Here is a 25604-nt window from a genome sequence, read left to right on the forward strand (position 1 = left end):
TGACAACCGAGGTGGTGGGGGGCGTGCGGTGCGCTTCGTCACTAAGGGTTACCTAAGCAAGGCCCTTTTCCGGCCTTCTTGGCGCCCCTTTCGTGTCCACCTCGCGCCCCCGCCGGACCCCGGCGCCCCCGCCCTGCCTAGACTTCCCGGCATGCGCAGCGTCTTCCCGGGTGGTCCCCTGCCCGACAGCGGCACGACCGCCGGCCCGCCCCCGGGAACGCCCCTCGTCGAGGTCCGTGGCCTGGTCAAACGGTACGGCACCACCACGGCGGTGGACGGCCTCGACCTGGTGGTCCGCGCCGGTACGGTCACGGCGGTCCTCGGGCCCAACGGCGCCGGCAAGACCACCACGATCGAGACGTGCGAGGGGTACCGCAGGCCCGACGCGGGCTCGGTACGGGTCCTCGGCCTGGACCCCGTCGCGGACGCCGCCAGGCTCCGCCCGCGCATCGGCGTGATGCTCCAGTCGGGTGGCGTGTACTCCGGCGCGCGCGCCGAGGAGATGCTCCGCCACATGGCCCGGCTGCACGCCCGTCCACTGGACGTGGACCCCCTGATCGAACGGCTCGGCCTCGGCGGCTGCGGCCGTACGACCTACCGGCGGCTCTCCGGCGGCCAGCAGCAGCGGCTCGCGCTGGCCCTGGCCGTCGTCGGCAGGCCCGAGCTGGTCTTCCTGGACGAGCCGACCGCCGGCCTCGACCCGCAGGCCCGCCGCTCCACCTGGGAGCTGGTCCGCGAGCTGCGCGCCGACGGGGTCGGTGTGGTGCTGACCACGCACTTCATGGACGAGGCCGAGGAGCTCGCCGACGACGTCGTGATCATCGACGCGGGCCGGGTCATCGCCCAGGGCAGTCCCGAGGAGCTGTGCCGCGGCGGCGCGGAGAACACCCTGCGCTTCAGCGGACGCCCCGGACTCGACCTCGGCTCGCTGCTGAAGGCCCTGCCCGACGGCAGCGCCGCCGCCGAGCTGGCACCGGGCGCGTACCGCATCAGCGGCTCGGTGGACCCCCAGCTCCTGGCCACGGTGGCCTCCTGGTGCGCGCAGCACGGCGTCATGGCGGACGGGATCTCCGTCGAGCGCCACACCCTGGAGGACGTCTTCCTCGAACTGACCGGCAAGGAGCTGCGTCCATGAGCACGAGCACCGGCGGCGCCGTCGGCGGTACGGGCGCCACCAGCGGCGGTACGTACACCCCGGCGCCCGGCGCGGCCCCGCTGGCGCGCATGATCGCGGCACAGACGGCGTTCGAGACCAGGCTGCTGCTGCGCAACGGCGAGCAGCTCCTGCTGACCGTGATCATCCCGTCGCTGCTGCTGGTCCTCTTCTCCACGGTCGACGTGGTCGACACGGGCGAGGGGAAGGCGGTCGACTTCCTCGCACCGGGCGTGCTGGCGCTGGCGGTGATGTCCACGGCGTTCACCGGGCAGGCCATCGCCACCGGCTTCGAGCGGCGGTACGGGGTGCTCAAGCGGCTCGCGGTGTCGCCGCTGCCCCGCTGGGCCCTGATGACGGCCAAGACGCTCTCCGTGCTGGTCACGGAGATCCTTCAGGTCGTCCTGCTGACGGTGATCGCGTTCGCGCTGGGCTGGTCGCCGCAGGGCAACCCGCTCGCCGTACTGCTGCTGCTCGTGCTCGGCACCGCCGCGTTCTCCGGGCTCGGGCTGCTGATGGCGGGCACGCTCAAGGCGGAGGCGACGCTGGCCGCCGCGAACCTGGTCTTCCTGCTGCTGCTGGTCGGCGGCGGGGTGATCGTGCCGCTGGACCGGTTCCCCGACACGGCGCGCGCGGTGCTGGAGCTGCTGCCGATCTCGGCGCTCTCCGGCGGGCTGCGCGACGTCCTCCAGCACGGCGCCGGGGTGGACTGGGGCGGTCTCGGGGTGCTGACCGCCTGGGCCGTGCTCGGCCTCGGCGCGGCGGGCCGCCTCTTCCGCTGGGAGTAGGCGTCCGGGCCCGGTCGTTCATCGGCCGGGCCTTGCCGTCACCCGCCCCACCCCGCCCACCAGCGCGAATGCGGCATACGTACCCCTCGTGAAATCCTGCACAAGCTCCGCCTTAGCATGGTGGCCGTGTTGAACCCCCTCGCGTACATCGCCCAGCGCTGGACACCCTCCCCCCGTATGCTCCGCCGCGCCGCGTTCTCCGCCGTCGCGATGAGCGTGCTGATCATCGTGACCGGCGGAGCGGTCCGGCTGACCGGCTCCGGCCTCGGCTGCGACACCTGGCCGAAGTGCACGGAGGGCAGCCTCATCGCCACACCCGAGCAGGGCCTGCACGGGGCGATCGAGTTCGGCAACCGGATGCTGACGTACGTGCTGAGCGCGGCGGTCGGCTGGGCGATCATCGCCGCGCGCTCCGTCAAGCCCCGGCGGCCCGGTCTGACCAGGCTCGCCTGGTCGCAGTTCTGGCTCGTCATGGCCAACGGGATCGTCGGCGGCGTCACGGTGCTGACCGAGCTGAACCCGTGGACGGTGGCGGGGCACTTCCTGGCCGCCAGTGGTCTGCTCACGGTCACCACGCTCACCTGGCTGCGCACCCACGAGGGCGACGGCGCCCCCCGCCCGCGCGTCCCGCGCCCGGTGCGCAAGCTGTCCTGGGCCCTGGTCCTCTCGTCGGTGGTCCTGATCGTGGCGGGTACGACGGTGACGGGCTCGGGTCGGCACGCGGGCGACAGCAGCGATGTGCCGCGGATGCCGTTCGACTACGTCACCGTCGCCCATGTGCACGCGGCGTTCGCCTGGATCGTCTGCGCGCTGGCGGTGGCGATGTGGCTGGTGCTGCGGGTGGTCGACGCCCCCGCCGACACCCGGGCGCGCGCCCGCGATCTGCTGCTGATCCTGCTCGCGCAGGGCGCCATCGGTTATGTGCAGTACTTCACCGACTCCCCGGAGATCCTGGTCGGCAGCCACATGTTCGGCTCGGCCGTGGTGTGGATCGCCGTGCTGCGGGTCGCGATGAGCATGCGGGAGCGGCCCCGTACCACGGCGGAGATCCCCACGCAGGCGGACCCGGCGCCCGCGACCGTCTGACGCCCGCGCCCCTCGGACGCCCTCGCCCCTCGGACGCCCGCGACCGTCCGGGGTCAGTCGTCCGCGAGGCCGTGGACGCGGCGGGCGTTGCCCGCAGCGATCAGCCCCGCCACCCGCCGGGCGTCGCCCACCGACCATGCCCCGTCGCGCACCCAGCCGCCGAGGACCCGCTCCACTGCCACCCGGAAGACCCGGGCGCCCACGAGATGCAGCTCGGGCAGCCCGCGCGCGCCGGTCGAGAAGAGCAGCTTCCCGAACGGCGCGCTGTCCAGCATCTCGGCGAGCACGCCCGCCGCCCCGGCCCCCGTACGGGTGAGGACGGAGCCCAGGTCGGCGTACACCTGCGGGAACAGACCCGTGAGGCAGGCGGCGTCGCGGTGGTACGGATACGTGTCCCGCAGGACGAGCGCACCGCCGATCCCCGCCGTGGCCGCAGCGAAGGGGTACGCGTCGGCACCGCCGCAGGCGCCCAGGTGCAGCGGCAGTCCGGTGCCGACGGCGGTCCAGTGGAGATGGCGCAGGAGTACGGGGTCGGTGAGCGAGCCCCCACCGGGACCCCCACCGGGCCCCCCACCGGGACCGGCGCCTCCGCCGGGACCGCGCCCGGAGAGCCAGCGGCCTGCGGCGCCGCGTACCTCGCCGGGGCCCGGCGGCTCCGGGTCGAGCGCGTGGCCGGGGCGGGTCGTGACGGCGGCGCTGAGCGCGACGGCCGAGGCGGCGGCGGTGTGGACGGCCTCGGCGAGCCCGGCGAGGAAGGCGCCGACGCCGCCCGCGGTGGCGGCGACCCGGACGGCGAGGGGTTCGAGCCGGACGATCTCCCGGCCACGGGCCGCCCCCGTCGCCGCGGTCTCCGCCGCCCCGGTCAGCTCGCCGGGCGAGCCCGCGCCGCCCGGCCCCCCGGTGCCGTGGATGTCGTGGCTGCCTTCGGCGCCTTCGGTGTCGACCAGATAGGTGGAGATCCCCGTGGCCCGCAGCAGCCGCCGGGAGACTTCGAGCGTGCCGAGTTCCCGGCGGCGGGCCAGATAGCGGGCCGGCGTGCAGTGCGGTTCGAGACCGAGCAGCGGCGGGCACCAGCGCCGTACCGCCACCCCTGTCTGGGTGTCGAAGAAGGTGGTGCCGGGGGCGGGCAGGGCTCCCCCGCCGAGCTGGGTCTCGAAGGTGCCGAGCCCCAGCTCCGTGGTGAGCACGCCGTGGCAGTACTGGTCCACGAGGGACGCTGTCTCGATCATCGGGATTCCCGTCGTGGACCGTGGATCATGGACCGCATGGCCGACTGACCCGGTGACCGACGGTCTGACGACCTGGTCGTCGCTCCTCCAGTCCTAACGGGTGAACGCGGGTTCCGGTGGCGTCTCGGAGATCTCTCCGGGAGCGCTCGGGGAGCATTTCAGGGGCGCACACCGGGCGGTCAGGTCTTGTCGGGCCGGCCGCCGAGCTGGAGTCCGGCCATCCGGTCCCACTCGTACGGTCCGGTGCGCACCTTGGCCGCGAACTCGCCGTCGAAGGAGTCGTGGAGGGTGAGCCCCGCCCGCTGTGCCGCGGCGCTCGCGACCGCGTGGGTGGGGGCGACGAGATCGCCCCACGCGCCGTCCTCGCCGACGAGCACGATCCGGGTGCCGGCCTGCCCGAGGTACGCGAGCTGTCCCTCGGCTCCGCCGTGCTTTCCGGCGAAGGCGCCGATCTGCTTCGCGAGCCGGGCGGCCGTTCGCTCGGCGCGCGCCTCGCGCCGGGTCCGCGCCCCGTTCTCGCCGCCCTGCTCCGCCTGCCCGGTTTCTGCCTGCTCGGTCTTCGCCTGCTCGGTCTCTGCCATGAACGGGATGCTACCGACGGGTAGATCAACGGGCGACGGGCGGGTACGTGGCCTTGACCACGTACCCGCCCGTAACCGGGGCCCTGTCTAGCGGAGGAAGGGGTCCACCGCGACGGCCACAAAGAGCAGCGACACATAGGTGATGGACCAGTGGAACAGCCGCATCTCCTTGAGCTTCGCGCCCGACTCCCCGGCCCTGGCGCGCGACTGGAGCCCGTGCGCCTCCCAGAGCCAGAAACCGCCGGCCAGCAGCGCGACCGCCGTGTAGAACCACCCGGTGTACCCCAGCGGCGTCAGCAGCAGGGAGACGCCGACCATCACCCAGCTGTAGAGGACGATCTGGCGGGCCACCACACGGTTGCTCGCGACGACCGGCAGCATCGGGACGCCCACGCGCTCGTAGTCCGCCTTCACCCGCATCGACAGCGGCCAGTAGTGCGGCGGCGTCCAGAAGAACATGACCAGGAAGAGGATGACGGCGGCCCAGGACATCGAGTTCGTCACGGCCGACCAGCCGATCAGCACCGGCATGCAGCCCGCGATGCCGCCCCAGACGATGTTCTGGGAGGTGCGGCGCTTGAGGATCATCGTGTAGACGACGACGTAGAGAAGGAGCGCGCCCAGCGAGAGGGCCGCGGACAGCCAGTTGACGAGAAAGCCGAACCAGAGGGTCGAGACGACCGCCAACGTGAGGCCGAAGACAAGCCCTTCACGCGGCGAGACCATTCCCGTGACGAGTGGACGCTGCGACGTACGGTCCATCAGCGCGTCGATGTCGCGATCGATATACATGTTCAGCGCATTCGCGCCGCCGGCGGAGAGATAGCCGCCAATACATGTAGTGAGCACCAGCAGCAGATTCGGTACGCCCTGCTGAGCCAGGAACATCACCGGAACGGTGGTGATCAGCAGCAGTTCGATGATCCGTGGCTTGGTCAGCATCACGAACGCCTTGACGCGGGCACCGAACGGCCGGTGGCCCCCCGAGCTCGGAGTCAAGGCGACCCCTGCGGGTCGGGACTCGACGGCCGTCACGCACACCCCTGACAGAGAAAGTCCAGCAAGCATCCGGGCGTGAGGGCCCCGTAAAGGCTTGCGCTTACCACGCCACTCTAGACGTTGCCCATATCCCGTTTGTCGCCGGGGTAGGGGGCGTGCGGGGTCGTGTTGAACGCCGTGTTGAACGCGGTCCCGACCTGCCCCGTACACCCTGCCGACAGCCCGCCGGGAGGCGAAGTCCTCGTGCGCACCGCACCCTGGAAAGACGCTCGGAAAGATGTCGGATGCTGCGGGTAGGCTCGACAACGAACCGGTGCGCCCTCAGACACCGGGATGAGAACATGTGGAGAGGAGCCCTGACTCAGGGTGAGCACCAAGCCGACCACCGCAGACCTTGAATGGACCGAATTGGACCGTCGGGCTGTAGACACCGCCCGCGTCCTGGCCATGGATTCCGTACAGAAGGTCGGCAACGGCCATCCGGGTACGGCCATGAGCCTGGCCCCCGCCGCGTATGTGCTCTTCCAGAAGCTGATGCGGCACGACCCCTCCGACGCGCAGTGGACCGGCCGTGACCGGTTCGTCCTCTCGGTGGGCCACTCGTCCCTGACGCTGTACATCCAGCTCTACCTGGCCGGGTACGGCCTGGAGCTGGACGACCTGGAGTCCTTCCGTACCTGGGGTTCGAAGACCCCGGGCCACCCGGAGCACGGACACACGGTCGGCGTGGAGACCACGACGGGCCCTCTCGGACAGGGTGTCGCGAACGCGGTGGGCATGGCGATGGCCGCGCGGTACGAGCGTGGACTGTACGACCCGGAGGCCGCGGCGGGCACGTCGCCGTTCGACCACACCATCTTCGCGATCGCCGGCGACGGCTGCCTCCAGGAGGGCATCTCCGCGGAGGCGTCCTCGCTGGCCGGGCACCAGAAGCTGGGCAACCTGGTCCTGCTGTGGGACGACAACCACATCTCGATCGAGGGGGACACGGAGACCGCGGTCTCCGAGGACACCCTGAAGCGGTACGAGGCGTACGGCTGGCACGTCCAGCGCGTCGAGCAGACGGCCGACGGCGACCTCGACCCCCAGGCGCTGTACGAGGCGCTGAAGGCGGCCAAGGCCGAGACGGAGCGCCCGTCGTTCATCGCGGCCCGCTCGATCATCGCCTGGCCGGCGCCGAACGCGCAGAACACCGAGGCGGCGCACGGCTCGGCGCTCGGCGCCGAGGAGGTCGCCGCGACGAAGGAAGTGCTCGGCTTCGACCCCGAGAAGTCCTTCGCCGTCGAGGACGAGGTCATCGCGCACACGCGTGAGGCGCTCGACCGGGGCCGCGAGGTCCGTGCGGCGTGGGAGAAGACGTTCGCCGCCTGGCGCACCGCCAACCCGGAGCGCGCGGTCACGTTCGACCGTGTGCGGGCGGGCGAGCTGCCCGAGGGATGGCAGGACAAGCTGCCCGCGTTCGAGACCGGCAAGGCCGTCGCCACGCGCGCCGCTTCCGGCAAGGTGCTCCAGGCGCTGGGCGAGGTCATCCCCGAGCTGTGGGGCGGCTCCGCCGACCTCGCGGGCTCGAACAACACCACCATCGACAAGACGTCGTCGTTCCTCCCCGCGGGCAACCCGCTGCCGGAGGCGTCGCCTTACGGCCGCACGGTGCACTACGGCATCCGCGAGCACGCGATGGGCTCGACGATGAACGGCATCGCGCTGCACGGCAACACCCGTATCTACGGCGGCACCTTCCTGGTGTTCTCCGACTACATGCGGCCCGCCGTCCGGCTCGCCGCGCTGATGCAGGTCCCCGTCACGTACGTGTGGACGCACGACTCCATCGGCCTCGGCGAGGACGGCCCGACGCACCAGCCGGTCGAGCACCTGTCGGCGCTGCGCGCGATCCCCGGCCTGAACATCGTCCGCCCGGCCGACGCCAACGAGACGGTCATCGCCTGGGCCGAGATCCTCAAGCGGCACGACAAGGGCGCCCCGCACGGTCTGGCGCTGACCCGCCAGGGCGTGCCGACGTACGAGGCCAACGAGGACGCGGCGAAGGGCGGTTACGTCCTGTTCGACGCCGAGGGCCCGGACGGACAGGCCACCACCCCGCAGGTCGTGCTCATCGGTACGGGCTCTGAGGTGCAGCTCGCCGTGGAGGCCCGTGAGCAGCTCCAGGCGGCCGGAGTGCCGGCCCGGGTCGTCTCGATGCCGTCGGTCGAGTGGTTCGAGGAGCAGGACCAGGCGTACAAGGACAGCGTCCTGCCGCCGTCCGTGAAGGCGCGTGTGGCGGTCGAGGCCGGTATCGGGCTCACCTGGTACCGGTTCGTGGGCGACGCGGGCCGGATCGTGTCGCTGGAGCACTTCGGGGCTTCGGCGGACGCCAAGGTCCTCTTCCGCGAGTTCGGTTTCACCGCCGACGCGGTGGTCACCGCCGCGCGGGAATCTCTTGAGGCCGCGGCGCGCTGACACCCATATACGAACTGTAGGAGATGCAAACCTCATGACAGACGCACTCAAGCGCCTCTCCGACGAAGGCGTCGCGATCTGGCTCGACGACCTGTCGCGCAAGCGGATCACGTCCGGGAACCTGGCGGAGCTTCTCGACCAGTCGCACGTGGTGGGTGTCACGACGAACCCGTCGATCTTCCAGAAGGCGATCTCGGGCGGCGACGGGTACGAGGCCCAGCTCACCGATCTCGCGGCCCGGAAGGTCACCGTCGAGGAAGCCATCCGCATGATCACGACGGCGGACGTCCGGGACGCGGCCGACATCCTGCGCCCCGTCTTCGACGCGACGCAGGGCCAGGACGGCCGGGTCTCCATCGAGGTCGACCCCCGTCTGGCGCACAACACGACGGCGACCATCGCCGAGGCGAAGCAGCTCGCCTGGCTGGTGGACCGCCCGAACACCCTCATCAAGATCCCGGCGACGAAGGCGGGGCTGCCCGCGATCACCGAGACCATCGGCCGGGGCATCAGCGTGAACGTCACGCTGATCTTCTCGCTGGAGCGGTACCGCGAGGTCATGGACGCCTACGTCGCGGGTCTGGAGAAGGCGCAGGCCGCGGGCCTCGACCTCTCCAAGATCCACTCGGTGGCGTCCTTCTTCGTGTCCCGCGTGGACACCGAGATCGACAAGCGGCTCGACGCGCTGGGCACGCCGGAGGCCAAGGAGGCCCGCGGCAAGGCGGCCCTGGCCAACGCGCGTCTCGCGTACGAGGCGTACGAGGAGGTCTTCTCGTCCGACCGCTGGGCCGCCCTGGACCGAGCGCAGGCCAACAAGCAGCGTCCGCTGTGGGCCTCGACGGGCGTCAAGGACCCCGCGTACAAGGACACGCTGTACGTGGACGAACTGGTCGCGCCCAACACGGTGAACACCATGCCGGAGGCCACCCTGGACGCCACGGCGGACCACGGGCGGATCACCGGTGACACGGTGCGCGGCACGTACGACACGGCGCGCGCCGAGCTGGAGGCCGTGGAGAAGCTGGGCATCTCGTACGACGAGGTCGTCCAGCTCCTGGAGGACGAGGGCGTCGAGAAGTTCGAGGCGTCCTGGAACGACCTGCTCAAGTCGACCGAGGCGGAGCTCAAGCGCCTCGCCCCTTCGGAGGGCTGAACCCTTGACCTCAACCCACGGAGCGAACCCGCTCCGTGACGCCGCGGACCGACGGCTCCCGCGTATCGCGGGGCCGTCGGGCCTGGTCATCTTTGGCGTCACGGGCGATTTGTCCCGCAAAAAGCTGATGCCTGCGGTCTACGACCTCGCCAACCGTGGTCTGCTGCCGCCGGGCTTCTCCCTCATCGGCTTCGCCCGCCGTGAATGGCAGGACGAGGACTTCGCGCAGGAGGTGCACGACGCGGTCAAGGAGCACGCGCGTACACCGTTCCGCGAGGAGGTCTGGCAGCAGCTCGTCCAGGGGATGCGCTTCGTCCAGGGCGACTTCGACGACGACGACGCGTTCGAGAACCTGAAGGCGACGATCGCGGAGCTGGACAAGGCCCAGGGCACGGGCGGGAACTTCGCTTTCTACCTGTCCGTACCGCCGAAGTTCTTCCCGCAGGTCGTCCAGCAGCTCAAGAAGCACGGGCTGGCCGACCAGACGGAGGGCTCCTGGCGCCGCGCCGTCATCGAGAAGCCGTTCGGGCACGACCTGGCCTCCGCCAAGGAGCTGAACAAGGTCGTCCACGAGGTCTTCCCGTCCAACGAGGTCTTCAGGATCGACCACTACCTGGGCAAGGAGACCGTCCAGAACATCCTGGCGCTGCGGTTCGCCAACACCCTCTTCGAGCCGATCTGGAACCGGTCGTACGTCGACCACGTCCAGATCACCATGGCCGAGGACATCGGCATCGGCGGCCGGGCCGGCTACTACGACGGTATCGGCGCCGCCCGTGACGTCATCCAGAACCACCTCCTCCAGTTGCTCGCGCTGACCGCGATGGAGGAGCCCGCCTCCTTCGACGCGGACGCGCTGGTCGCGGAGAAGACCAAGGTGCTGGGCGCGGTGAAGCTGCCCAAGGACCTGGGAGAGGGCACGGTGCGCGCGCAGTACGCCGCGGGCTGGCAGGGCGGCGAGCAGGCCGTCGGCTATCTCCAGGAGGACGGGATCGACGCCCGGTCGAAGACCGACACCTACGCCGCGGTGAAGCTGGAGATCGACAACCGCCGCTGGGCGGGCGTCCCCTTCTACCTCCGTACCGGCAAGCGGCTCGGCCGCAGGGTCACGGAGATCGCGGTCGTCTTCCAGCGCGCGCCGCACTCGCCCTTCGACCACACGGCCACGGAGGAGCTGGGGCAGAACGCCCTGGTCATCCGTGTCCAGCCGGACGAGGGCGTGACGATGAGGTTCGGCTCGAAGGTCCCCGGCACCTCGATGGAGGTCCGGGACGTCTCGATGGACTTCGCGTACGGCGAGTCCTTCACGGAGTCCAGCCCCGAGGCGTACGAACGGCTCATCCTCGATGTGCTGCTCGGCGACTCGAACCTCTTCCCGCGGTTGGAGGAGGTCGAGCTGTCCTGGAAGATCCTCGACCCGATCGAGCACTACTGGGACAAGCACGGCAAGCCCGCGCAGTACGAGTCCGGGACCTGGGGTCCGGTCGAGGCGGACGAAATGCTCGCACGAGACGGACGGAGCTGGCGTCGGCCATGAAGATCGACCTTACGGACACCACGTCCAGCAAGATCAACAAGGCGCTCGTGCAGGGGCGCCGCGCGATCGGCACCCCCGCGGTCGGCATGGTCCTCACGCTGGTCATCGTCACCGACGAGGAGAACGCGTACGACGCGCTCAAGGCCGCCAACGAGGCGTCCCGCGAGCACCCGTCGCGCAAGCTCGTCGTCGTGAAGCGGGTCTCGCGCTCGGCGCGCGACCGGGCGCACGCCCGGCTCGACGCCGAGGTACGGGTCGGCACCGACGCGGGCACCGGCGAGACGGTCGTCCTGCGGCTGTACGGCGAGGTGACGGACCACGCCCAGTCGGTGGTCCTGCCGCTGCTGCTGCCCGACGCCCCCGTCGTGGTCTGGTGGCCGGTCAACGCGCCGGTCAACCCGGCCAAGGACGCGCTGGGCAAGCTGGCGCAGCGCCGGGTGACGGACACATACGCCGCCGAGCACCCGGTGGAGGAGCTGACGGCCCGCGCCGACGCCTACACCCCGGGCGACACGGACCTGTCCTGGACCAGGATCACGCCGTGGCGCTCGATGGTCGCGGCGGCCCTGGACCAGGTGGACTGCTCGGTCACCTCGGTCGAGGTCGAGGGCGAGGAGCACAACCCGAGCGGTGAGCTGCTCGCGATGTGGCTCGCGAACCGGCTGCGGGTGCCGGTACGGCGCTCCGTCTCCGCGGGTCCCGGGCTCACGGCCGTACGGATGGAGACGACCTGCGGGCCGATCAAGCTGGACCGGGCCGACGGCTCGCTCGCCACGCTCTCCATCGACGGGCAGCCGGACCGTGCGGTCGCCCTGAAGCGCCGGGACACCGCGGAGCTGATCACGGAGGAGCTGCGCCGGCTGGACCCGGACGACACCTACGCCTCGGCGCTGAAGTTCGGTGTGCACCGGCTGGGTGACCCGAAGTCGTCCGTGCCGCCCCTGCCGACGAGGGAGGCGGGTTCCTCGGAGCACGCGCCCGGGCACCCGGTCACACCGGCGAGCATGCCGGTGAAGAAGGCGGCGTCGAAGTGAACACTCCGCAGCTCGTCGTCCACCGCGACAAGGAGCTGATGGCGCAGGCCGCGGCGGCCCGGCTGATCACGAAGATCGTGGACGCCCAGGCCGCGCGCGGCTCCGCGTCGGTGGTGCTGACGGGCGGGCGCAACGGCAACGGCCTGCTGGCCGCGCTGTCCGCGGCGCCCGCCAGGGACGCGATCGACTGGTCGCGGCTCGACCTGTGGTGGGGCGACGAACGCTTCCTGCCGGAGGGCGACCCGGAGCGGAACATCACCCAGGCGCGGGCGGCGCTGCTCGACTCGGTGCCGCTGGACCCGAAGCGGGTGCACGCGATGGCCGCCTCGGACGGCCCGTACGGCAGCGACGTGGAGGCGGCGGCAGCCGCGTACGCCACGGAGCTGGCCGCGGCGGCCAGGCCCGAGGACCACGGCCCGGTGCCGACCTTCGACGTGCTGATGCTGGGCGTCGGCCCCGACACCCATGTCGCGTCGCTCTTCCCCGAGCTGCCGGGCGTCCGGGAGACCGAGCGCACGGTGGTCGCAGTGCACGGCGCGCCCAAGCCGCCGCCGCTGCGGATCTCCCTCACCCTGCCCGCGATCCGCGCGGCGCACGAGGTGTGGCTGCTGGCGGCGGGCGAGGACAAGGCGAAGGCGGCGGAGATGGCGCTGTCCGGCGCGGGCGAGATCCAGGCCCCGGCGGCGGGCGCGTACGGCCGCAGCCGCACCCTGTGGCTGCTGGACGCGGCGGCGGCCTCGGCCCTCCCCCGCGACCTGTACCCCCCGGCCTCCGCCTGAGGTCTCGTGTACGTACGCGCGGCCCGGCTCGCCTCCCCGGCGACCGGGCCGCGCGTACGTACACGGAAGCGGTCTCCCCGGGTGGTTCAGCTTCCTCGGTGATTCAGCTCTTCCCGGGCTCCAGGAACGGCGCCAGCAGGCCTGGGACCGCCTCCTCGGCGAAGGCGAGCGCCTCGCTCTCCGCGGCGTCGTGGACGTGGTACGCGCCCTCGCCCGCGGCCGTCGTCGCCGTCAGGGTGACCAGGCCGGCCCGGCGCTGGAACAGGGACTGCCGGACCGTCCAGCCGATCACCCCGGTCCGCTGGAGCGCGACCGTCGAGCGGCGGACCGTGCCCGAGCGGGCCACCAGGTAGGCGCCGCGCAGACCGTGGCCCAGGTTCCGGTAGGCGTCCAGGGCGAGGAGCACCGCCGCCGGGAACAGCAGCACCGCACAGGCCGCCGCCACCGGCAGGAGTACGTCCGTGAGCAGCAGGCCGAGGCCCACGAGCAGCGCCACCGGCAGCAGCGCGGCGGCCAGGGACCAGCGCAGCCTGCGGCTCCGGGCGGCGCGCGGGTGCGGGGTCAGACGGGCCGGGCCTGTCGGGTCCGTGTCCGTGGGGCCCTTCCAGCCTGTCGGGTCCGTCGGGTCCCTCGGGTCCTTCGGGTCCTTCGGGTCCCTCGGGCCTGTCGGGTCCGTCGGGGAGACGGCTTCGCGCAGGACCCGTGCGGCCACCGCGTGGGCCACCGCTCGGGGCGCGGCGGGCAGCAGCGCCTTGTTGTCGGCGTGCTCGTCCTCCTCGTCCTGAGTGAGGCCGGTGGCGATCGCGTCCAGCCGCGCCGCACCCGCCAGCCGGACGCCCAGCGGTTCGACCAGCTCCACACCGCGCAGCCGGCGCTCCTCGATGGAGACCGAGCGGGAGGTGAGCAGTCCGCGGCGGACCCGCAGGGTGCCGCCGGGCTCGCGCTCCAGCCGGTAGTTCCACCACATCTCGACCCACAGGCCGAGCGCGCCGACGATGCCCGCGAGCGCCGCCGCGGCCACCAGGATCAGGATCGTCCAGACCAGCGGGGTGTTCTCGAAGCGGTCGCGCACCCAGTCGATGACCTGGGTCTGCGCGCCGAACCACTCGCTGATCTGGAGCAGCCCGCCGGCCGCCGCGCCGCCGAGCACCGGGGCCACGAACGAGATCGGCGCGTACCGGAGCCAGCCGGGGTCGAGGACGGCGAGCATGCCCTCGGGGTGGGTTCCTGGTTCGCCCCGCGTCCGGTCGAGCAGTTCGGTACGGAGCCGTTCGCCCTCGGCGCGGGTGACCGGGTCGAGTTCCAGCATGGACTCGCCGCCGGAGTGCTCGCCGGTGCCGATACGGACCTTGACCAGGCCGAGGATCCGCAGCAGCGGATGCGCCGTCAGGTCGACGCTGCGGATCCGCTCCCGGGCCAGCGAACGGCGTTTGACCAGGAACAGGCCCGTGTGGAGTTCGGCGCGCTCGGGCCCTATCCGGTAGCGGGTGCGGCGCCAGCGGACGTACTCGCCGCCCGTTCCTGCGACGACCAGCAGCGCGGCCCCGGCCACCACCCAGGCCACCGCCTCCCCCGGCGGCATCCGGCCGGCCATTCCGACGGCGGTGGGCAGTCCGGCGCCGAGGACGACCCCGGCCAGGACGAGGGCGGTGACCAGCAGGGTGCGCCGGTCGAGCCGCCGCCACTGCGCGCCGGTATCCGCCGCCCCGGCCGGTTCCGCCACCGGCGCGGCTGCCGGACCCGCCGCCTCGGCCGCCGGTTCCGGGGGCCCGCTCATGTCGCGTCCCCCGGCGTGGCCTGGGTGATGTGGGTCAGGCGCTCGGCGAGCCCGGCCGCCAGCTCGTGGTCGAGGCCCCGGATGTGTACGGCGCCCTTGGACGAGGCGGTCGTGACGATGACGGTGGAGAGCTTGAAGAGCTGCTCCAGCGGGCCGCGCACGGTGTCCACGGTCTGGATCCGGGACATCGGCGCGATCCGCCACTCCTGCCGGAAGAAGCCGGTACGGACGTAGACGGCCTCGTCCGTCACCTCCCAGCGGTGCACCCGGAACCACCATGCGGGTATCAGCGCCGTACAGGCGAGACCCAGCACCGCGAGGACGGCCGCCGGGCCCAGCAGCCATCCCCGCGCGGGGGCGATGAACACGCCGAGCACCACCAGCACGGCCACCGGGGCCAGCGTCAGCAGCAGCCACTGCGCGCGCCACCAGCCGACGGCACGCCCGTCCAGCGTGTTGTTCGGCGGTCGCAGTCTTCGTACCCCCTCCCCCATCGGCTCAGCGGCCCCGCAGCGAGCGGTACGTGGCGACCAGCGCCGCGGTCGAGGCGTCGAGTTGCTCGCCCGGCTCGTCCCCGGTGAGCACGGGCTCGATCTTCTTGGCGAGGACCTTGCCCAGCTCGACGCCCCACTGGTCGAAGGAGTCGATGTTCCACACGGCGCCCTGGACGAACACCTTGTGCTCGTACAGCGCGATCAACTGGCCCAGCACGGACGGGGTCAGCGTCTCGGCGAGGATGGTCGTGGTCGGGTGGTCGCCCCGGAACGTCTTGTGCGGCACCAGTTCCTCGGCCACCCCCTCGGCCCGTACCTCCTCGGGCGTCTTGCCGAAGGCGAGCGCCTGGGTCTGGGCGAAGAAGTTCGCCATCAGCAGGTCGTGCTGGGCGACCAGGCCGGGCAGCAGGTCGTCGACGGGCCGGGCGAAGCCGATGAAGTCCGCCGGGATGATCTTCGTCCCCTGGTGGATGAGCTGGTAGTACGCGTGTTGCCCGTTGGTGCCCGGGGTGCCCCAGACCACGGGGCCGGTCTGCCACTCCACCGGGTTGCCGTCCCGGTCCACGGACTTGCCGTTCGACTCCATGTCGAGCTGCTGGAGATACGCGGTGAACTTCGACAGGTAGTGGCTGTACGGCAGGACCGCGTGCGACTGGGCGTCGAAGAACGCTCCGTACCAGACACCCAGCAGCCCGAGCAGCAGTGGCGCGTTCTCCTCGGGGGGCGCGGTGCGGAAGTGCTCGTCGACGAGGTGGAAGCCGTCCAGCATCTCGCGGAACCGGCGGGGCCCGATCGCGATCATCAGTGAGAGCCCGATGGCCGAGTCGAACGAGTAGCGTCCGCCGACCCAGTCCCAGAACTCGAACATGTTCGCCGTGTCGATACCGAAGTCGGAGACCTTCTCGGCGTTCGTCGACAGGGCCACGAAGTGCTTGGCGATCGCCTCGGGGCCGACGCGCAGCTCCGTCAGCAGCCAGTTGCGGGCCGAGGTGGCGTTGGTGATGGTCTCGATGGTGGTGAAGGTCTTGGACGCGACGATGAAGAGCGTCTGGGCCGGGTCCAGGTCCCGTACCGCCTCGTGGAGGTCCGCGCCGTCCACGTTCGACACGAAGCGGACCGTCAGGTCGCGGTCGGTGAAGGAGCGCAGCGTCTCGTACGCCATGGCGGGGCCGAGGTCGGAGCCGCCGATGCCGATGTTGACGATGTTCCTGATGGGCAGGCCGGTGTGACCGGTCCACTCGCCGTACCTGACCTTGTCGGCGAAGGCGGCCATCCGGTCGAGCACGGCGTGCACCGCCGGGACGACGTTCTCCCCGTCGACCTCGGCCACGGCGTCGCGCGGGGCGCGGAGCGCGGTGTGCAGGACGGCGCGGTCCTCAGTGGTGTTGATCTTCTCGCCGCGGAACATCGCGTCGCGCAGCTCCGCCACCCCGGTGGCCGAGGCCAGCTCGCGCAGCAGCGCCAGTGTCTCGTCCGTCACCAGATGCTTGGAGTAGTCCAGGTACAGGTCACCCACCTGGAGGGTGTAGCCGGTGCCGCGCGCCGGGTCGGCGGCGAACAGCTCCCGCAGGGAGGTGCCCGCCAACTGCTCCCGGTGCTTGCCCAGGGCGCTCCACTCGGGCGTCCGGTTGAGCCTGGTACGGCTTTCCGCGTTCATCTCGGACATCAGCCCACTTCTTCTCGTGCCTGTGTTCCTGCGTGGCTCTACGCCTACGAGTCTGTCTGCCCCCACTGTCGGTCCCAACTTAATTGATCAGAGTGCCGAGCGAGGCGACAGCCAGTACGAAGAGCCCGGCGGCGAGCAGGGCCGGGGTGTTCAGCCCCCAGCCGGCCGCCGCGGCCCCGGCCAGCAGCGCGCCGAGCGGCGCCCCGGCGAGCGCGAGCGTACGGAACGCGGAGCTGATCCGGCCCAGCATCTCCTGGGGGCTGCGCTCCTGCGTCAGGGTGGTCTGGCTGACGTTCCACACCATGGTCATCGCCCCGAAGACCGCGAGGCACAGGGCCGGCGCCCAGATCTCCCGTACCGAGCCCAGCGCGACCAGACAGCCGATCTGTACGGACCCGGCGAGGAACATGGCCCGCACCCGCCCTATCCGCTCGGCGATCCGTCCGGCCAGCAGACCACCCGCCACGCTTCCCGCGCCGAAGGCGGTGAGGGTCAGCGCGTACGCCCGGTCGCCGCCGCCCAGCCAGCCCGTGACATGCAGGACCAGCGTCGCGATCAGCCCGCCCATCGCGATGTTGCTGAGCATCGTGGCCAGGCACAGCCCGCGCAGCGTCCGGTCCGCCACCAGGAACCGGATCCCCTCGGCGATCTCCGTGCGCAGGGTGGATCCTGACGCGCGGGGCGGGCGCTCCGGCGCCGCGATCCGCAGGGAGGCGATGAGCAGCGCCGCCACCCCGTAGGTGACGGCGTTGGCCGCGTGCGGCGCGGCCACACCGACGAGCAGCAGCAGTGGGACCAGCGGGGCGGCGAGGAACGCGTTCGCCATCTGCTGTCCGGTCATCAGCCGGGCGTTGGCGGCGGCGAGGGCCGGCCGCGCCACGAGCGAGGGCAGCAGGGCGGTGGCCGCGTTGTCGAAGAGCGTCTGGAGCGTGGTGAGGAGGAAGGCGAGCGCGAGGAGCAGCGCGATCGACGCGTGGCCGAGGGCGACGGCCCCCGCGAAGGCCGCCATCAGGGCGCCCCGCGCCAGGTCGACGCCCCACATCGCCCGCCGCTGGTCGACCCGGTCAGCGAGCGCCCCGCCGAGCAGTCCGAACAGCAGCCACGGCAGATAGCCGCAGGCCGTCACCGAGGCGATCAGCAGCGGGTTGTCCGTGAGGGAGGCGGCGAGCAGCGGCAGGGCCGCCGTGCGCAGCGCGTCACCGAACCGCGAGACGACCGCGGCCGACCACAGCCTTCCGAACCCCCCGCGCCAGGCGGGCGCGCGTACCTCCACCGTGCCGACAGCCGTCATCACTACCCCCTCCGGTCGACTGATACAGACCGTAAGGGGCGCCACTGACAATGCCGCCGGACACCGCGTGGAACCGGGTCGGCGCCGAAAGGGCGGCGACGCGGGAAAAACGGTTCGGCCGGACACGTGCCACGTGTCCGGCCGGAAAGGCTTTCCAGTACCGGGGGCGGTACCAGTGCCGCGGTACTAGAGTTCGCCGCGCAGTTTGGCGAGGGCTTCGGCGAGAATCGCCTCGCCGTCCGCGTCGCTGCGCCGCTCCCGTACATAAGCGAGATGGGTCTTGTACGGCTCGGTGCGCGGCGGGTCCGGTGGATTGTCCCGGTCCTGACCGGCCGGGAATCCGCAGCGCGGGCAGTCCCACGTCTCCGGAACCTGTGCGTCACTGGCGAAGCTCGGCACCGTCTCGTGCCCGTTCGAGCACCAGAAGGAGATGCGCAGGCGGGGCGCGGACTCGCCACGCTCGGCCTCACCCATCGGCCCCGCTCCGACCCGGCTTCCCCGGATCGCGTTGCCACTTGCCACGGTCGTAACTCCCTGCGTGATGGTGCCGCAAAGCATCGGTAGGCAGCTCCGCTGCCGGGCGCCCCAGTCTACGTAAGGCCCAACGCGCGTCCAGTGAAGGGAGTTACCCTCCTGCCGCCGGTCGCGCGACCCATGATAGGCCGCGCCCGCGGCGCCGTACCGCAGCCGTACCCGGCGCAGCCCCTAGCTGTCCAGCTTGAGGACGAGACCCAGCACGACAATGCACGCGAACCACAGCAGCCCGACCACCACGGTGATGCGGTCGAGGTTGCGCTCGGCCACCGAGGACCCGCCGACGGAGGACTGCATTCCGCCACCGAACATGTCGGAGAGGCCGCCGCCCTTTCCCTTGTGCATCAGCACCAGCAGCATCAGCAGCAGGCTGAAGACGATGAGGGCGATCGAGAACCCCATAACCACGGCTGGACCAACTTCCTCGGACTGATCGACCTGATGGCTCGATCCGATCGACGTGATCGACCTGATCGAACTCACAGGATCAACAGGACTGATTATCGGCAGAACGCATAAAGCATAAAGAACGACGGGGGCCGGGTGACATCTCCCGCAATACCGCACCGGAAATGCCCACTCGACCCCCGCCAGGGTACGACGGATCCGCGCCCCCGCATACTCAGACCGACCGGTCTTACTGGTCGCGGAACCTGACGATCTTGACGAACTCGTCCGTGTCCAGCGCCGCGCCGCCCACCAGAGCGCCGTCCACATCGGGCTGCGCCATGATCGCGGCGACGTTCCCGGACTTCACCGAGCCGCCGTACTGGATCCGGACCCCGTCGGCCAGCTCCTGCGAGTACAGCTCGGCCAGCCGCCCGCGGATCGCCCCGCAGACCTCCTGCGCGTCCTCGGGGGTGGCGACCTCGCCGGTGCCGATGGCCCACACCGGCTCGTACGCGATGACCACGGACTCGGCCTGCTCGGCCGGGATGTCCTTGAGGCCGCCGTCGAGCTGGTTGAGCGTGTAGGAGACCTGGTCACCGGCCTTGCGGATGTCCAGGCCCTCGCCGACGCAGAGGATCGGGGTCAGGCCGTGCTTGTACGCGGCCTTCACCTTGGCGTTGCAGACCTCGTCCGTCTCGGCGTGGTACTGCCGGCGCTCGGAGTGGCCGACGGCCACGTAGGTGCACTTGAGCTTGGCCAGCATGGGGCCCGAGATCTCACCGGTGTACGCGCCGGAGTCGTGCGCCGAGATGTCCTGGGCACCGTACTTGATCTTGAGCTTGTCGCCGTCGACCAGCGTCTGCACGGAGCGCAGGTCGGTGAAGGGCGCCAGTACGGCGACCTCGACGGCGTCGTAGTCCTTGTCGCCCAGCGCGAAGGCGAGCTTCTGGACGTGGGCGATGGCCTCAAGGTGGTTGAGGTTCATCTTCCAGTTGCCCGCCATCAGCGGGGTACGGCCGGTCTTCTCTGTGGAAGCGGTCATGAACTGTTCAGTCCTCCAGTGCGGCGAGGCCGGGAAGCGTCTTGCCTTCGAGGTATTCGAGGCTGGCGCCGCCACCGGTCGAGATGTGGCCGAAAGCCTTCTCGTCGAAGCCCAGGATCCGGACGGCCGCGGCGGAGTCGCCGCCGCCGACGACCGAGAATCCCGGGGAGTCGACGAGCGCCTGGGCGACGGCCTTGGTGCCCTCGGCGTAGTCGGGGTGCTCGAAGACGCCCATGGGACCGTTCCAGAAGACGGTCTCCGCGTCGGCGAGCTTCGAGGCGTACAGCCGGCCGGTCTCGGGGCCGATGTCCAGGCCCATCTGTCCGGCCGGGATGGCGTCCGCGGCCACGGTGGCGGGGTGCGCGGGCGCCTTGGTCCCGAGGTCGGGGAACCGGTCCGCGACCAGGACGTCGACGGGGAGCACGAACTCCACGCCGCGCTCCTTCGCCCGCTTGAGGTAGCCCTGGACGGCCGGGATCTGGTCCTCCTGGAGCAGCGAGGTGCCGATCTCGTGGCCCTGCGCCTTCAGGAAGGTGTAGGCCATGCCGCCGCCGATCAGGATGCGGTCGGCCTTCTCCAGCAGGTGGTCGATGACGCCGAGCTTGTCGGAGACCTTGGCGCCGCCGAGGACGACGGCGTACGGCCGCTTCACGTCGTCGGTGAGGCGCTTGAGGACGCCGACCTCGGTGGCGATGAGTCCGCCCGCGGCGTGCGGCAGCCGGGCCGGGAGGTCGTAGACGGAGGCGTGCTTGCGGTGCACGGCGCCGAAGCCGTCGCCCACGTACAGATCGGCCAGCGCGGCGAGCTGGTCGGCGAAGGCGCCGCGCTCGGCGTCGTCCTTCGCGGTCTCACCGGCGTTGAAGCGCAGGTTCTCGATGACGGCGACCTGGCCGTCGGCGAGCGCGGCGACGGTCGCCCGGGCGGAGTCACCGACCGTGTCGGTGGCGAAGGCCACCTCGGCGCCGAGGAGTTCCCCGAGGCGCGCGGCGGCGGAGGCGAGCGAGAAGGCGGGGTCCGGGGCGCCCTTGGGGCGGCCCAGGTGCGAGGCGACGATCACCCGGGCACCGGCCTCGGCGAGCCTGGCGACCGTGGGCTGTACGGCGCGGATGCGGCCGTCGTCGGTGATGGTGGTGCCGTCGAGCGGCACGTTGAGGTCGGCACGGACGAATACGCGCCGGCCGGCGACCCCTTCTGCGAGGAGTTCGTCGATCGTCTTCACTGGTGCTGGGCTCCTTGGGATCTCTGGACAGACAGACCAACAGGGCTCGAACAGCGCCTCATGTGCGCCGACCGAGCCCTGTCACTCATATCGAGGTGCCTACGCCTGCCGGCGCTGAACTCAGAGGCCCTGAGATCAGAGCTGGCCGCCGACGAAGACGGTCAGGTCGACCAGACGGTTGGAGTAGCCCCACTCGTTGTCGTACCAGCCGATGATCTTCACGCTCTTGCCCTGGACCATGGTCAGGGAGGAGTCGAAGGTGCAGGAGGCCGGCCAGTTGACGATGTCCGAGGAGACGATCGGGTCCTCGGTGTAGTCCAGGTAGCCCTTGAGCTCGCCCTGCGAGGCCTTCTGGAAGGCGGCGTTGACCTCTTCCTTGGTCACCACGCGCTCCGTCTCGACGACCAGGTCGGTGACGGACCCCGTCGGGACGGGGACGCGCATCGCCATGCCGTTGAGCTTGCCGGCCAGCTCCGGGATGACCAGCCCGAGCGCCTTGGCCGCGCCGGTGCTCGCCGGGATGATGTTCTCGGCGGCGGCACGGGCCCGGCGGAGGTCCTTGTGCGGGAAGTCCTGGAGGCGCTGGTCGCTGGTGTACGCGTGGACCGTGGTCATCAGGCCCGAGACGACGCCGAAGTTCTCCAGGAGAACCTTGGCCATCGGCGCCACACAGTTGGTGGTGCACGAGGCGTTGGAGATGATGTGGTGGTTGGCCGCGTCGTACTTGTCCTCGTTGACGCCCAGCACGATCGTGATGTCCTCGTCCGAGGCCGGAGCCGAGATGAGGACCTTCTTCGCGCCGCCCGCGATGTGCTTCTCGGCGTCGGCTTTCTTGGTGAAGATGCCGGTCGACTCGATGACGATGTCGACGCCCAGCTCACCCCAGGGGATGTCGGCCGGGTTGCGCTCGGAGAGCACCTTGATGGTGTGACCGTCGACAGTGATCGTGTCGGCGGTGTGGGTCACCTCGGCCTTGAGTCGGCCCAGGATGGTGTCGTACTTCAGCAGATGCGCCGTGGTCGCAGTGTCACCCAGGTCGTTGACAGCCACGATCTCGATGTCTGCACCCTGCTCCAGCAGCGCGCGGAAGTAGTTACGACCGATGCGGCCAAAGCCGTTGATGCCTACGCGGATCGTCACGAACCGATCTCCTCGTTGGTACGCCGGGTTTCGACGCCGGCGAGTTGTATGGGATGTCCCCGACCGCTTATGACCCTACCTCTCCACGGCCTGGCTGGTGACATCGAGTGCCCGGGGAAACCGGCGGACGGCCGGCGCCCGGCCCGTGCCCGTACCGGCGCGTAGGGGCCGGTACGGGCACGGGCCCGGGAATCAGCGCCGGAGCGAGCGCAGCGCCCGGTCCAGGAGCGCGGCGCGCTCCCCCGCGCCGGTCAGGTGCTCCAGGCCGAATCCGAGGAGCACGGTGTCCCGCGTGGTGACGGAGGCGTACGAGGCGAAGAGCGTCCGGGAGCGCGCCCAGTCCCCCGCGACGGCGGGGGTTCCGGCCGGCGGGCCCGGTACGGACCAGGCGCCGAGCGAGGTCTCGAAGCCCTCGGTCTCCCGCTCCGCGCCGCCCACGGCCAGACGCGCGTCGTCCGCGAAGACGCCGCGCCCGCCGCTGCCGGGGTCGGTGACGTAGCTCAGCGACAGCTCGGCCTTCGTCCCCGCGTAGGCGCTCAGGTCGAAGGCGACCTGCTGCCAGCCGTCGGAGGCGCCTGTGAGGCTGTTCCAGGCGCCGCTGGTGCCGGTGGCGGTGCAGCCGTCGGCACCGAGGGTCAGGTAGTGGCCGAGGAAGGGGTGGCCCTGGAGGAAGAAGCCCGCGTCGCACTCGGTGGGTACGGCCGCGCTGCTCGCGCCGCCGGCCTCGGGCAGGGTGGTCCAGTCCTCACCGCCGCTGGTGCGGGCCTCCAGGAGGGCGTGGTCGTACCCCTCCTCGGTGTTCCAGTTGAGCGCGAGGCGCAGCTCGGGCCGGTCGGCGGCGCTGACACCGGTGAGGTCGACGGTGCGGGTGAGGCGGCGCCAGGCGTTGTCCTGGTGGGTGGTGGCGGCCATCCACTGGCCCGCGTAGGGGGCGTACGGGTTGGAGATGCCCGCGTACGAGCCCGCCTGGGCGCTCCTGAACTGCGGATACGTCGCCGGGTCCAGCGTCTCGGAGGTGACGGTGTACGCGCCCACCGGGTTCAGCGGGCTGCCGGGCAGGGCTGCCAGGGGGCCGTTCGCGCCGGTGAGCGTGCCGGCACCGGTGAAGCCGGTGGCGCCGGGGGTGGCGGTCCTGCCGTACGCGCCCAGGTAGTACTGGCTGAAGTCGTTGGTGGCGGCGCGGCCGATCTGGGTGTTGCCACCGGCGAGCCGGCCGGCCTCGATCAGTTTGCCGCCCTCGTTGAGGAAGGCGCGCAGCGCGAGCTGGGTGGCGCCGCCGGGGGCCGCCGCGCCGGTGTAGTGGACCGCGGCGGAGAAGTGACCGAGGACGCCCAGCGGGTGCGGGGCGCCCTGGGTGGCGACGTCCCAGACGGCGGCGGTACGGCCGCTCGCGCGCAGGGCGTCGGTGTAGGCGGCCGTCCGCTGGGCGGGGGCGCCCTCCTCGGCGATCACGAGGGTGTCGGCGCGGGGGCGTTCGGCGACGGTGTAGCCGAAGTGCTCGCTGGAGGTGGGCTTCCCGCCCTTCGTGCGCGCGGTGAACCAGACCTCGACCTTGTCACCCGTACGAGCGACTGCGGTCGTGCCGCGGTACTCGTCGAAGTGAAGGTTGTCCTCGCCGCCGTAGGTCTCGCCGCCCTTCCAGGCGTGGAGCTTGCCGGTCTGGGTGCGACCGCCGTTGACGCGGTACTTCAGCTCCTTGTTCCGCAGCGACTTACGGGCGGTGACGGAGACCTCCTGGCCCGTGCCGCGCGCGTACGAGGTGGTGAACGGGTCGGGCGTGAAGTCGGGGGCGGTCAGGCCGACCGAGGAGGACGGCTGGTCGGGGTGGGCGGCGGTCTCGGCGACGGAGAGCGCGAAGGGGATGTTCTTGGCGAACTCGTCCTGGATCAGCTTCTCGTCGTCGGGGAAGTTGAAGCCCGAGCGGCAGTCCCTGGCCTCCCACGCGTCGTCCGGGTCGAGTGCGGAGGCGGTCTGGCAGGTCGTCATCTCCGGGGTGAACATCATCGTGCCGTTGACGTTCGCGGCGTGCCCGTCGGCCTCGCCGTTGGTGGTGTACAGCTCGGAGGAGACCTGCGGGTAGTAGCCGGGGACCGCCGGGTTCTCCGGGGTGCCCGCGAGCGCCTTGTAGAGCACGTCGTCGGGGGTGGGGGTGGCGACCTGCCAGCCGACGCCGTAGAGCAGCAGTTCGGCGGCGGAGTGGTAGTTGATGCCGTAGTCGAAGCCGATGCGCTTCTGGAACCGGTCGAGCGCCCGGGTCTCCGGCTCGGAGCCGGGGCCGTCGCCGCGGTAGGTCTCGCTCGCGGGCCGCGGTGACGAGCCCTCGTCGTCGTAACCCCACTTGTAGGGGAAGTTCCGGTTGAGGTCGACGCCGTCACCGGAGGTGATCTGCCCGTCGCCGTTGACGTCACGGAGGTTCTTGCGCCAGAGCCGGTTGCTGTCGGCGCCGTGGGTGAAGTCGTAGCCGTCCGGGTTGGAGGAGAGGACGAACCACAGCTCGGTGGAGTCGACGATCTTCGTGATCCGCCGGTCCTTGCCGTAGTTGTCGATGTAGTGGTGCATCAGCCGGCGGGTCATCTCGGGAGTGATCCACTCCCGGGCGTGCTGGTTGGACATGTACAGCACGGACGGTTTGGCGCCGTCCCTGGTGGTCCGCGCGCCCTTGCTGAGCTTGAGGGCGAGGATGTCCTGGCCGCGCAGGGTCTTGCCGAGGGAGACGACCTTGGTTGTCCGGGGGTTGGCCTGCCCGGTCGCGACGATCTCCTCCTGGAGGTTGCCCGCGCCGCTGTACGGGCGGAACACCCCGTCCCCGGCGGCCCGCAGCCGGGCGGCGGACCGGTCGGAGACCGTGCGCTCCGTGGCGGTGACGCCCTGCCGCTCCAGGTCGCGCGCCTGGGCGTCGGTGAGGAAGACCTCGACCTTCGCCGTGCCCTTCTCGGGGGCACGTTCGCTCAGTTCGTGGGCGTCCTGGCCGGCCGCGAGGAGCAGGGGTATCTGCTCCTCGGTGACCTCGGCGTCGAAGACCTTCACCGCGTCGGCGGCGGCCCCCTCCCCGGCCGGCGCGCCGGCCGCCTGCCGTGCCTGGGCGGCGGTGGCCGCCGTCATGCCGCCCAGCAGCAGCGCGCCCGCCACCAGGATCGATCCCGCTCTTCGTCTCATGTGCCCCTCTTGCCGTCGACTGTCATGTCCCTGGACAGACGTCAGGCTCGCGAGGCCTCATGATCATGTCAAGAGCGCCTCAAGGGGCCGTAAAATACC

21 protein-coding genes are annotated in these 25604 nt (G+C 71.2%); 8 read left to right on the top strand and 13 right to left on the bottom strand.

From position 1 onward, the window contains the following. Positions 1 to 151: 151 nt before the first annotated feature. The 3 genes from ACIBJC_RS30840 to ACIBJC_RS30850 all read left to right on the top strand — a co-directional run bounded on the left by ACIBJC_RS30840 (position 152) and on the right by ACIBJC_RS30850 (position 3027). Positions 152 to 1135: an ABC transporter ATP-binding protein gene (locus ACIBJC_RS30840; protein WP_399298092.1), complete on the top strand. Its 984-nt coding sequence runs from the start codon at positions 152 to 154 to the stop codon at positions 1133 to 1135. Further along, entirely contained in the window at positions 1132 to 1941 is an 810-nt protein-coding gene (locus ACIBJC_RS30845) for an ABC transporter permease (protein ID WP_399298094.1), read from the top strand. The genes ACIBJC_RS30840 and ACIBJC_RS30845 overlap by 4 nt, the downstream gene beginning before the upstream one ends. Before the next feature lie 117 nt (positions 1942 to 2058). Next, a complete protein-coding gene (locus tag ACIBJC_RS30850; protein ID WP_399298096.1) occupies positions 2059 to 3027 on the top strand; it encodes a heme A synthase in 969 nt (322 codons plus the stop codon). Between the two features lie 53 nt (positions 3028 to 3080). On the opposite strand, the gene ACIBJC_RS30855 is transcribed toward ACIBJC_RS30850, so the two are convergent. From ACIBJC_RS30855 to ACIBJC_RS30865, 3 genes are all read right to left on the bottom strand, one after another. Next, entirely contained in the window at positions 3081 to 4256 is a 1176-nt protein-coding gene (locus ACIBJC_RS30855) for an amidohydrolase (RefSeq protein WP_399298098.1), read from the bottom strand. 179 nt (positions 4257 to 4435) lie between these two features. Further along, on the bottom strand, positions 4436 to 4837 hold the full coding sequence (locus ACIBJC_RS30860) for a hypothetical protein (protein WP_399298100.1): 402 nt from the start codon (positions 4835 to 4837) through the stop codon (positions 4436 to 4438). An 87-nt stretch (positions 4838 to 4924) separates the two neighbouring features. Next, positions 4925 to 5905, bottom strand: a complete 981-nt coding sequence (locus tag ACIBJC_RS30865) for a heme o synthase (protein ID WP_399298102.1) — start codon at positions 5903 to 5905, stop codon at positions 4925 to 4927. 297 nt (positions 5906 to 6202) lie between these two features. Here ACIBJC_RS30865 and tkt point away from each other — a divergent pair, with 297 nt between their 5' ends. Genes tkt through pgl form a run of 5 tightly spaced genes read left to right on the top strand, consistent with a single transcriptional unit; the run spans position 6203 to position 12796 of the window. Next, on the top strand, positions 6203 to 8293 hold the full coding sequence (gene tkt / locus ACIBJC_RS30870) for a transketolase (protein ID WP_399298103.1): 2091 nt from the start codon (positions 6203 to 6205) through the stop codon (positions 8291 to 8293). 34 nt (positions 8294 to 8327) lie between these two features. After that, complete coding sequence (gene tal, locus ACIBJC_RS30875) at positions 8328 to 9446, top strand: transaldolase (RefSeq protein ID WP_329826159.1); 1119 nt, start codon at positions 8328 to 8330, stop codon at positions 9444 to 9446. A gap of 4 nt (positions 9447 to 9450) precedes the next feature. Continuing rightward, positions 9451 to 10983, top strand: coding sequence for a glucose-6-phosphate dehydrogenase (zwf, locus tag ACIBJC_RS30880; protein WP_399298106.1), 1533 nt, complete (start codon positions 9451 to 9453; stop codon positions 10981 to 10983). Further along, entirely contained in the window at positions 10980 to 12017 is a 1038-nt protein-coding gene (gene opcA, locus ACIBJC_RS30885) for a glucose-6-phosphate dehydrogenase assembly protein OpcA (protein WP_399298108.1), read from the top strand. The genes zwf and opcA overlap by 4 nt, the downstream gene beginning before the upstream one ends. Beyond that, positions 12014 to 12796, top strand: coding sequence for a 6-phosphogluconolactonase (gene pgl / locus ACIBJC_RS30890; protein WP_399298110.1), 783 nt, complete (start codon positions 12014 to 12016; stop codon positions 12794 to 12796). Before opcA ends, pgl begins: the two co-directional genes overlap by 4 nt. 103 nt (positions 12797 to 12899) lie before the next feature. Here the strand turns inward: pgl and ACIBJC_RS30895 are convergent, their stop codons facing one another. From ACIBJC_RS30895 to ACIBJC_RS30940, 10 genes are all read right to left on the bottom strand, one after another. Continuing rightward, positions 12900 to 14573: a PH domain-containing protein gene (locus ACIBJC_RS30895; protein WP_399298112.1), complete on the bottom strand. Its 1674-nt coding sequence runs from the start codon at positions 14571 to 14573 to the stop codon at positions 12900 to 12902. Further along, on the bottom strand, positions 14570 to 15067 hold the full coding sequence (locus ACIBJC_RS30900) for a PH domain-containing protein (RefSeq protein ID WP_399298114.1): 498 nt from the start codon (positions 15065 to 15067) through the stop codon (positions 14570 to 14572). Before ACIBJC_RS30900 ends, ACIBJC_RS30895 begins: the two co-directional genes overlap by 4 nt. 4 nt (positions 15068 to 15071) lie before the next feature. Continuing rightward, positions 15072 to 16724 (bottom strand): glucose-6-phosphate isomerase, encoded by a 1653-nt coding sequence (pgi, locus tag ACIBJC_RS30905; RefSeq protein ID WP_399298232.1) that lies wholly within the window; start codon positions 16722 to 16724, stop codon positions 15072 to 15074. Between the two features lie 88 nt (positions 16725 to 16812). After that, positions 16813 to 18024, bottom strand: coding sequence for an MFS transporter (locus ACIBJC_RS30910; protein ID WP_399298116.1), 1212 nt, complete (start codon positions 18022 to 18024; stop codon positions 16813 to 16815). Positions 18025 to 18210: 186 nt separating this feature from the next. Continuing rightward, the gene (locus tag ACIBJC_RS30915) at positions 18211 to 18546 is read right to left on the bottom strand and encodes an RNA polymerase-binding protein RbpA (RefSeq protein ID WP_078854845.1); all 336 of its coding nucleotides are present in this window, start codon (positions 18544 to 18546) and stop codon (positions 18211 to 18213) included. Between the two features lie 183 nt (positions 18547 to 18729). Beyond that, complete coding sequence (gene secG, locus ACIBJC_RS30920; RefSeq protein ID WP_030353663.1) at positions 18730 to 18960, bottom strand: preprotein translocase subunit SecG; 231 nt, start codon at positions 18958 to 18960, stop codon at positions 18730 to 18732. Between the two features lie 235 nt (positions 18961 to 19195). Next, complete coding sequence (tpiA, locus tag ACIBJC_RS30925; RefSeq protein WP_399298119.1) at positions 19196 to 19990, bottom strand: triose-phosphate isomerase; 795 nt, start codon at positions 19988 to 19990, stop codon at positions 19196 to 19198. A 7-nt stretch (positions 19991 to 19997) separates the two neighbouring features. Next, positions 19998 to 21209: a phosphoglycerate kinase gene (locus ACIBJC_RS30930; protein ID WP_399298121.1), complete on the bottom strand. Its 1212-nt coding sequence runs from the start codon at positions 21207 to 21209 to the stop codon at positions 19998 to 20000. Between the two features lie 135 nt (positions 21210 to 21344). Continuing rightward, a complete protein-coding gene (gap, locus tag ACIBJC_RS30935) occupies positions 21345 to 22349 on the bottom strand; it encodes a type I glyceraldehyde-3-phosphate dehydrogenase (RefSeq protein ID WP_329826150.1) in 1005 nt (334 codons plus the stop codon). Positions 22350 to 22541: 192 nt separating this feature from the next. Next, positions 22542 to 25505 (bottom strand): M14 family zinc carboxypeptidase, encoded by a 2964-nt coding sequence (locus tag ACIBJC_RS30940; protein ID WP_399298124.1) that lies wholly within the window; start codon positions 25503 to 25505, stop codon positions 22542 to 22544. Between the last annotated feature and the right edge of the window lie 99 nt (positions 25506 to 25604).

It is taken from the genome of Streptomyces sp. NPDC050509 (genome assembly GCF_044457965.1).
Lineage (GTDB): Bacteria > Actinomycetota > Actinomycetes > Streptomycetales > Streptomycetaceae > Streptomyces.

Coding starts and splice junctions, on each gene's coding strand:
- ACIBJC_RS30840 (WP_399298092.1), top strand. CDS start 152: ATGCGCAGCGTCTTCCCGGGTGGTCCCCTGCCCGACAGCGGCACGACC.
- ACIBJC_RS30845 (WP_399298094.1), top strand. CDS start 1,132: ATGAGCACGAGCACCGGCGGCGCCGTCGGCGGTACGGGCGCCACCAGC.
- ACIBJC_RS30850 (WP_399298096.1), top strand. CDS start 2,059: ATGGTGGCCGTGTTGAACCCCCTCGCGTACATCGCCCAGCGCTGGACA.
- ACIBJC_RS30855 (WP_399298098.1), bottom strand. CDS start 4,256: ATGATCGAGACAGCGTCCCTCGTGGACCAGTACTGCCACGGCGTGCTC.
- ACIBJC_RS30860 (WP_399298100.1), bottom strand. CDS start 4,837: ATGGCAGAGACCGAGCAGGCGAAGACCGAGCAGGCAGAAACCGGGCAG.
- ACIBJC_RS30865 (WP_399298102.1), bottom strand. CDS start 5,905: ATGCTTGCTGGACTTTCTCTGTCAGGGGTGTGCGTGACGGCCGTCGAG.
- tal (WP_329826159.1), top strand. CDS start 8,328: ATGACAGACGCACTCAAGCGCCTCTCCGACGAAGGCGTCGCGATCTGG.
- opcA (WP_399298108.1), top strand. CDS start 10,980: ATGAAGATCGACCTTACGGACACCACGTCCAGCAAGATCAACAAGGCG.
- ACIBJC_RS30895 (WP_399298112.1), bottom strand. CDS start 14,573: ATGAGCGGGCCCCCGGAACCGGCGGCCGAGGCGGCGGGTCCGGCAGCC.
- ACIBJC_RS30900 (WP_399298114.1), bottom strand. CDS start 15,067: ATGGGGGAGGGGGTACGAAGACTGCGACCGCCGAACAACACGCTGGAC.
- pgi (WP_399298232.1), bottom strand. CDS start 16,724: ATGAACGCGGAAAGCCGTACCAGGCTCAACCGGACGCCCGAGTGGAGC.
- ACIBJC_RS30910 (WP_399298116.1), bottom strand. CDS start 18,024: ATGACGGCTGTCGGCACGGTGGAGGTACGCGCGCCCGCCTGGCGCGGG.
- secG (WP_030353663.1), bottom strand. CDS start 18,960: ATGGGGTTCTCGATCGCCCTCATCGTCTTCAGCCTGCTGCTGATGCTG.
- tpiA (WP_399298119.1), bottom strand. CDS start 19,990: ATGACCGCTTCCACAGAGAAGACCGGCCGTACCCCGCTGATGGCGGGC.
- ACIBJC_RS30940 (WP_399298124.1), bottom strand. CDS start 25,505: ATGAGACGAAGAGCGGGATCGATCCTGGTGGCGGGCGCGCTGCTGCTG.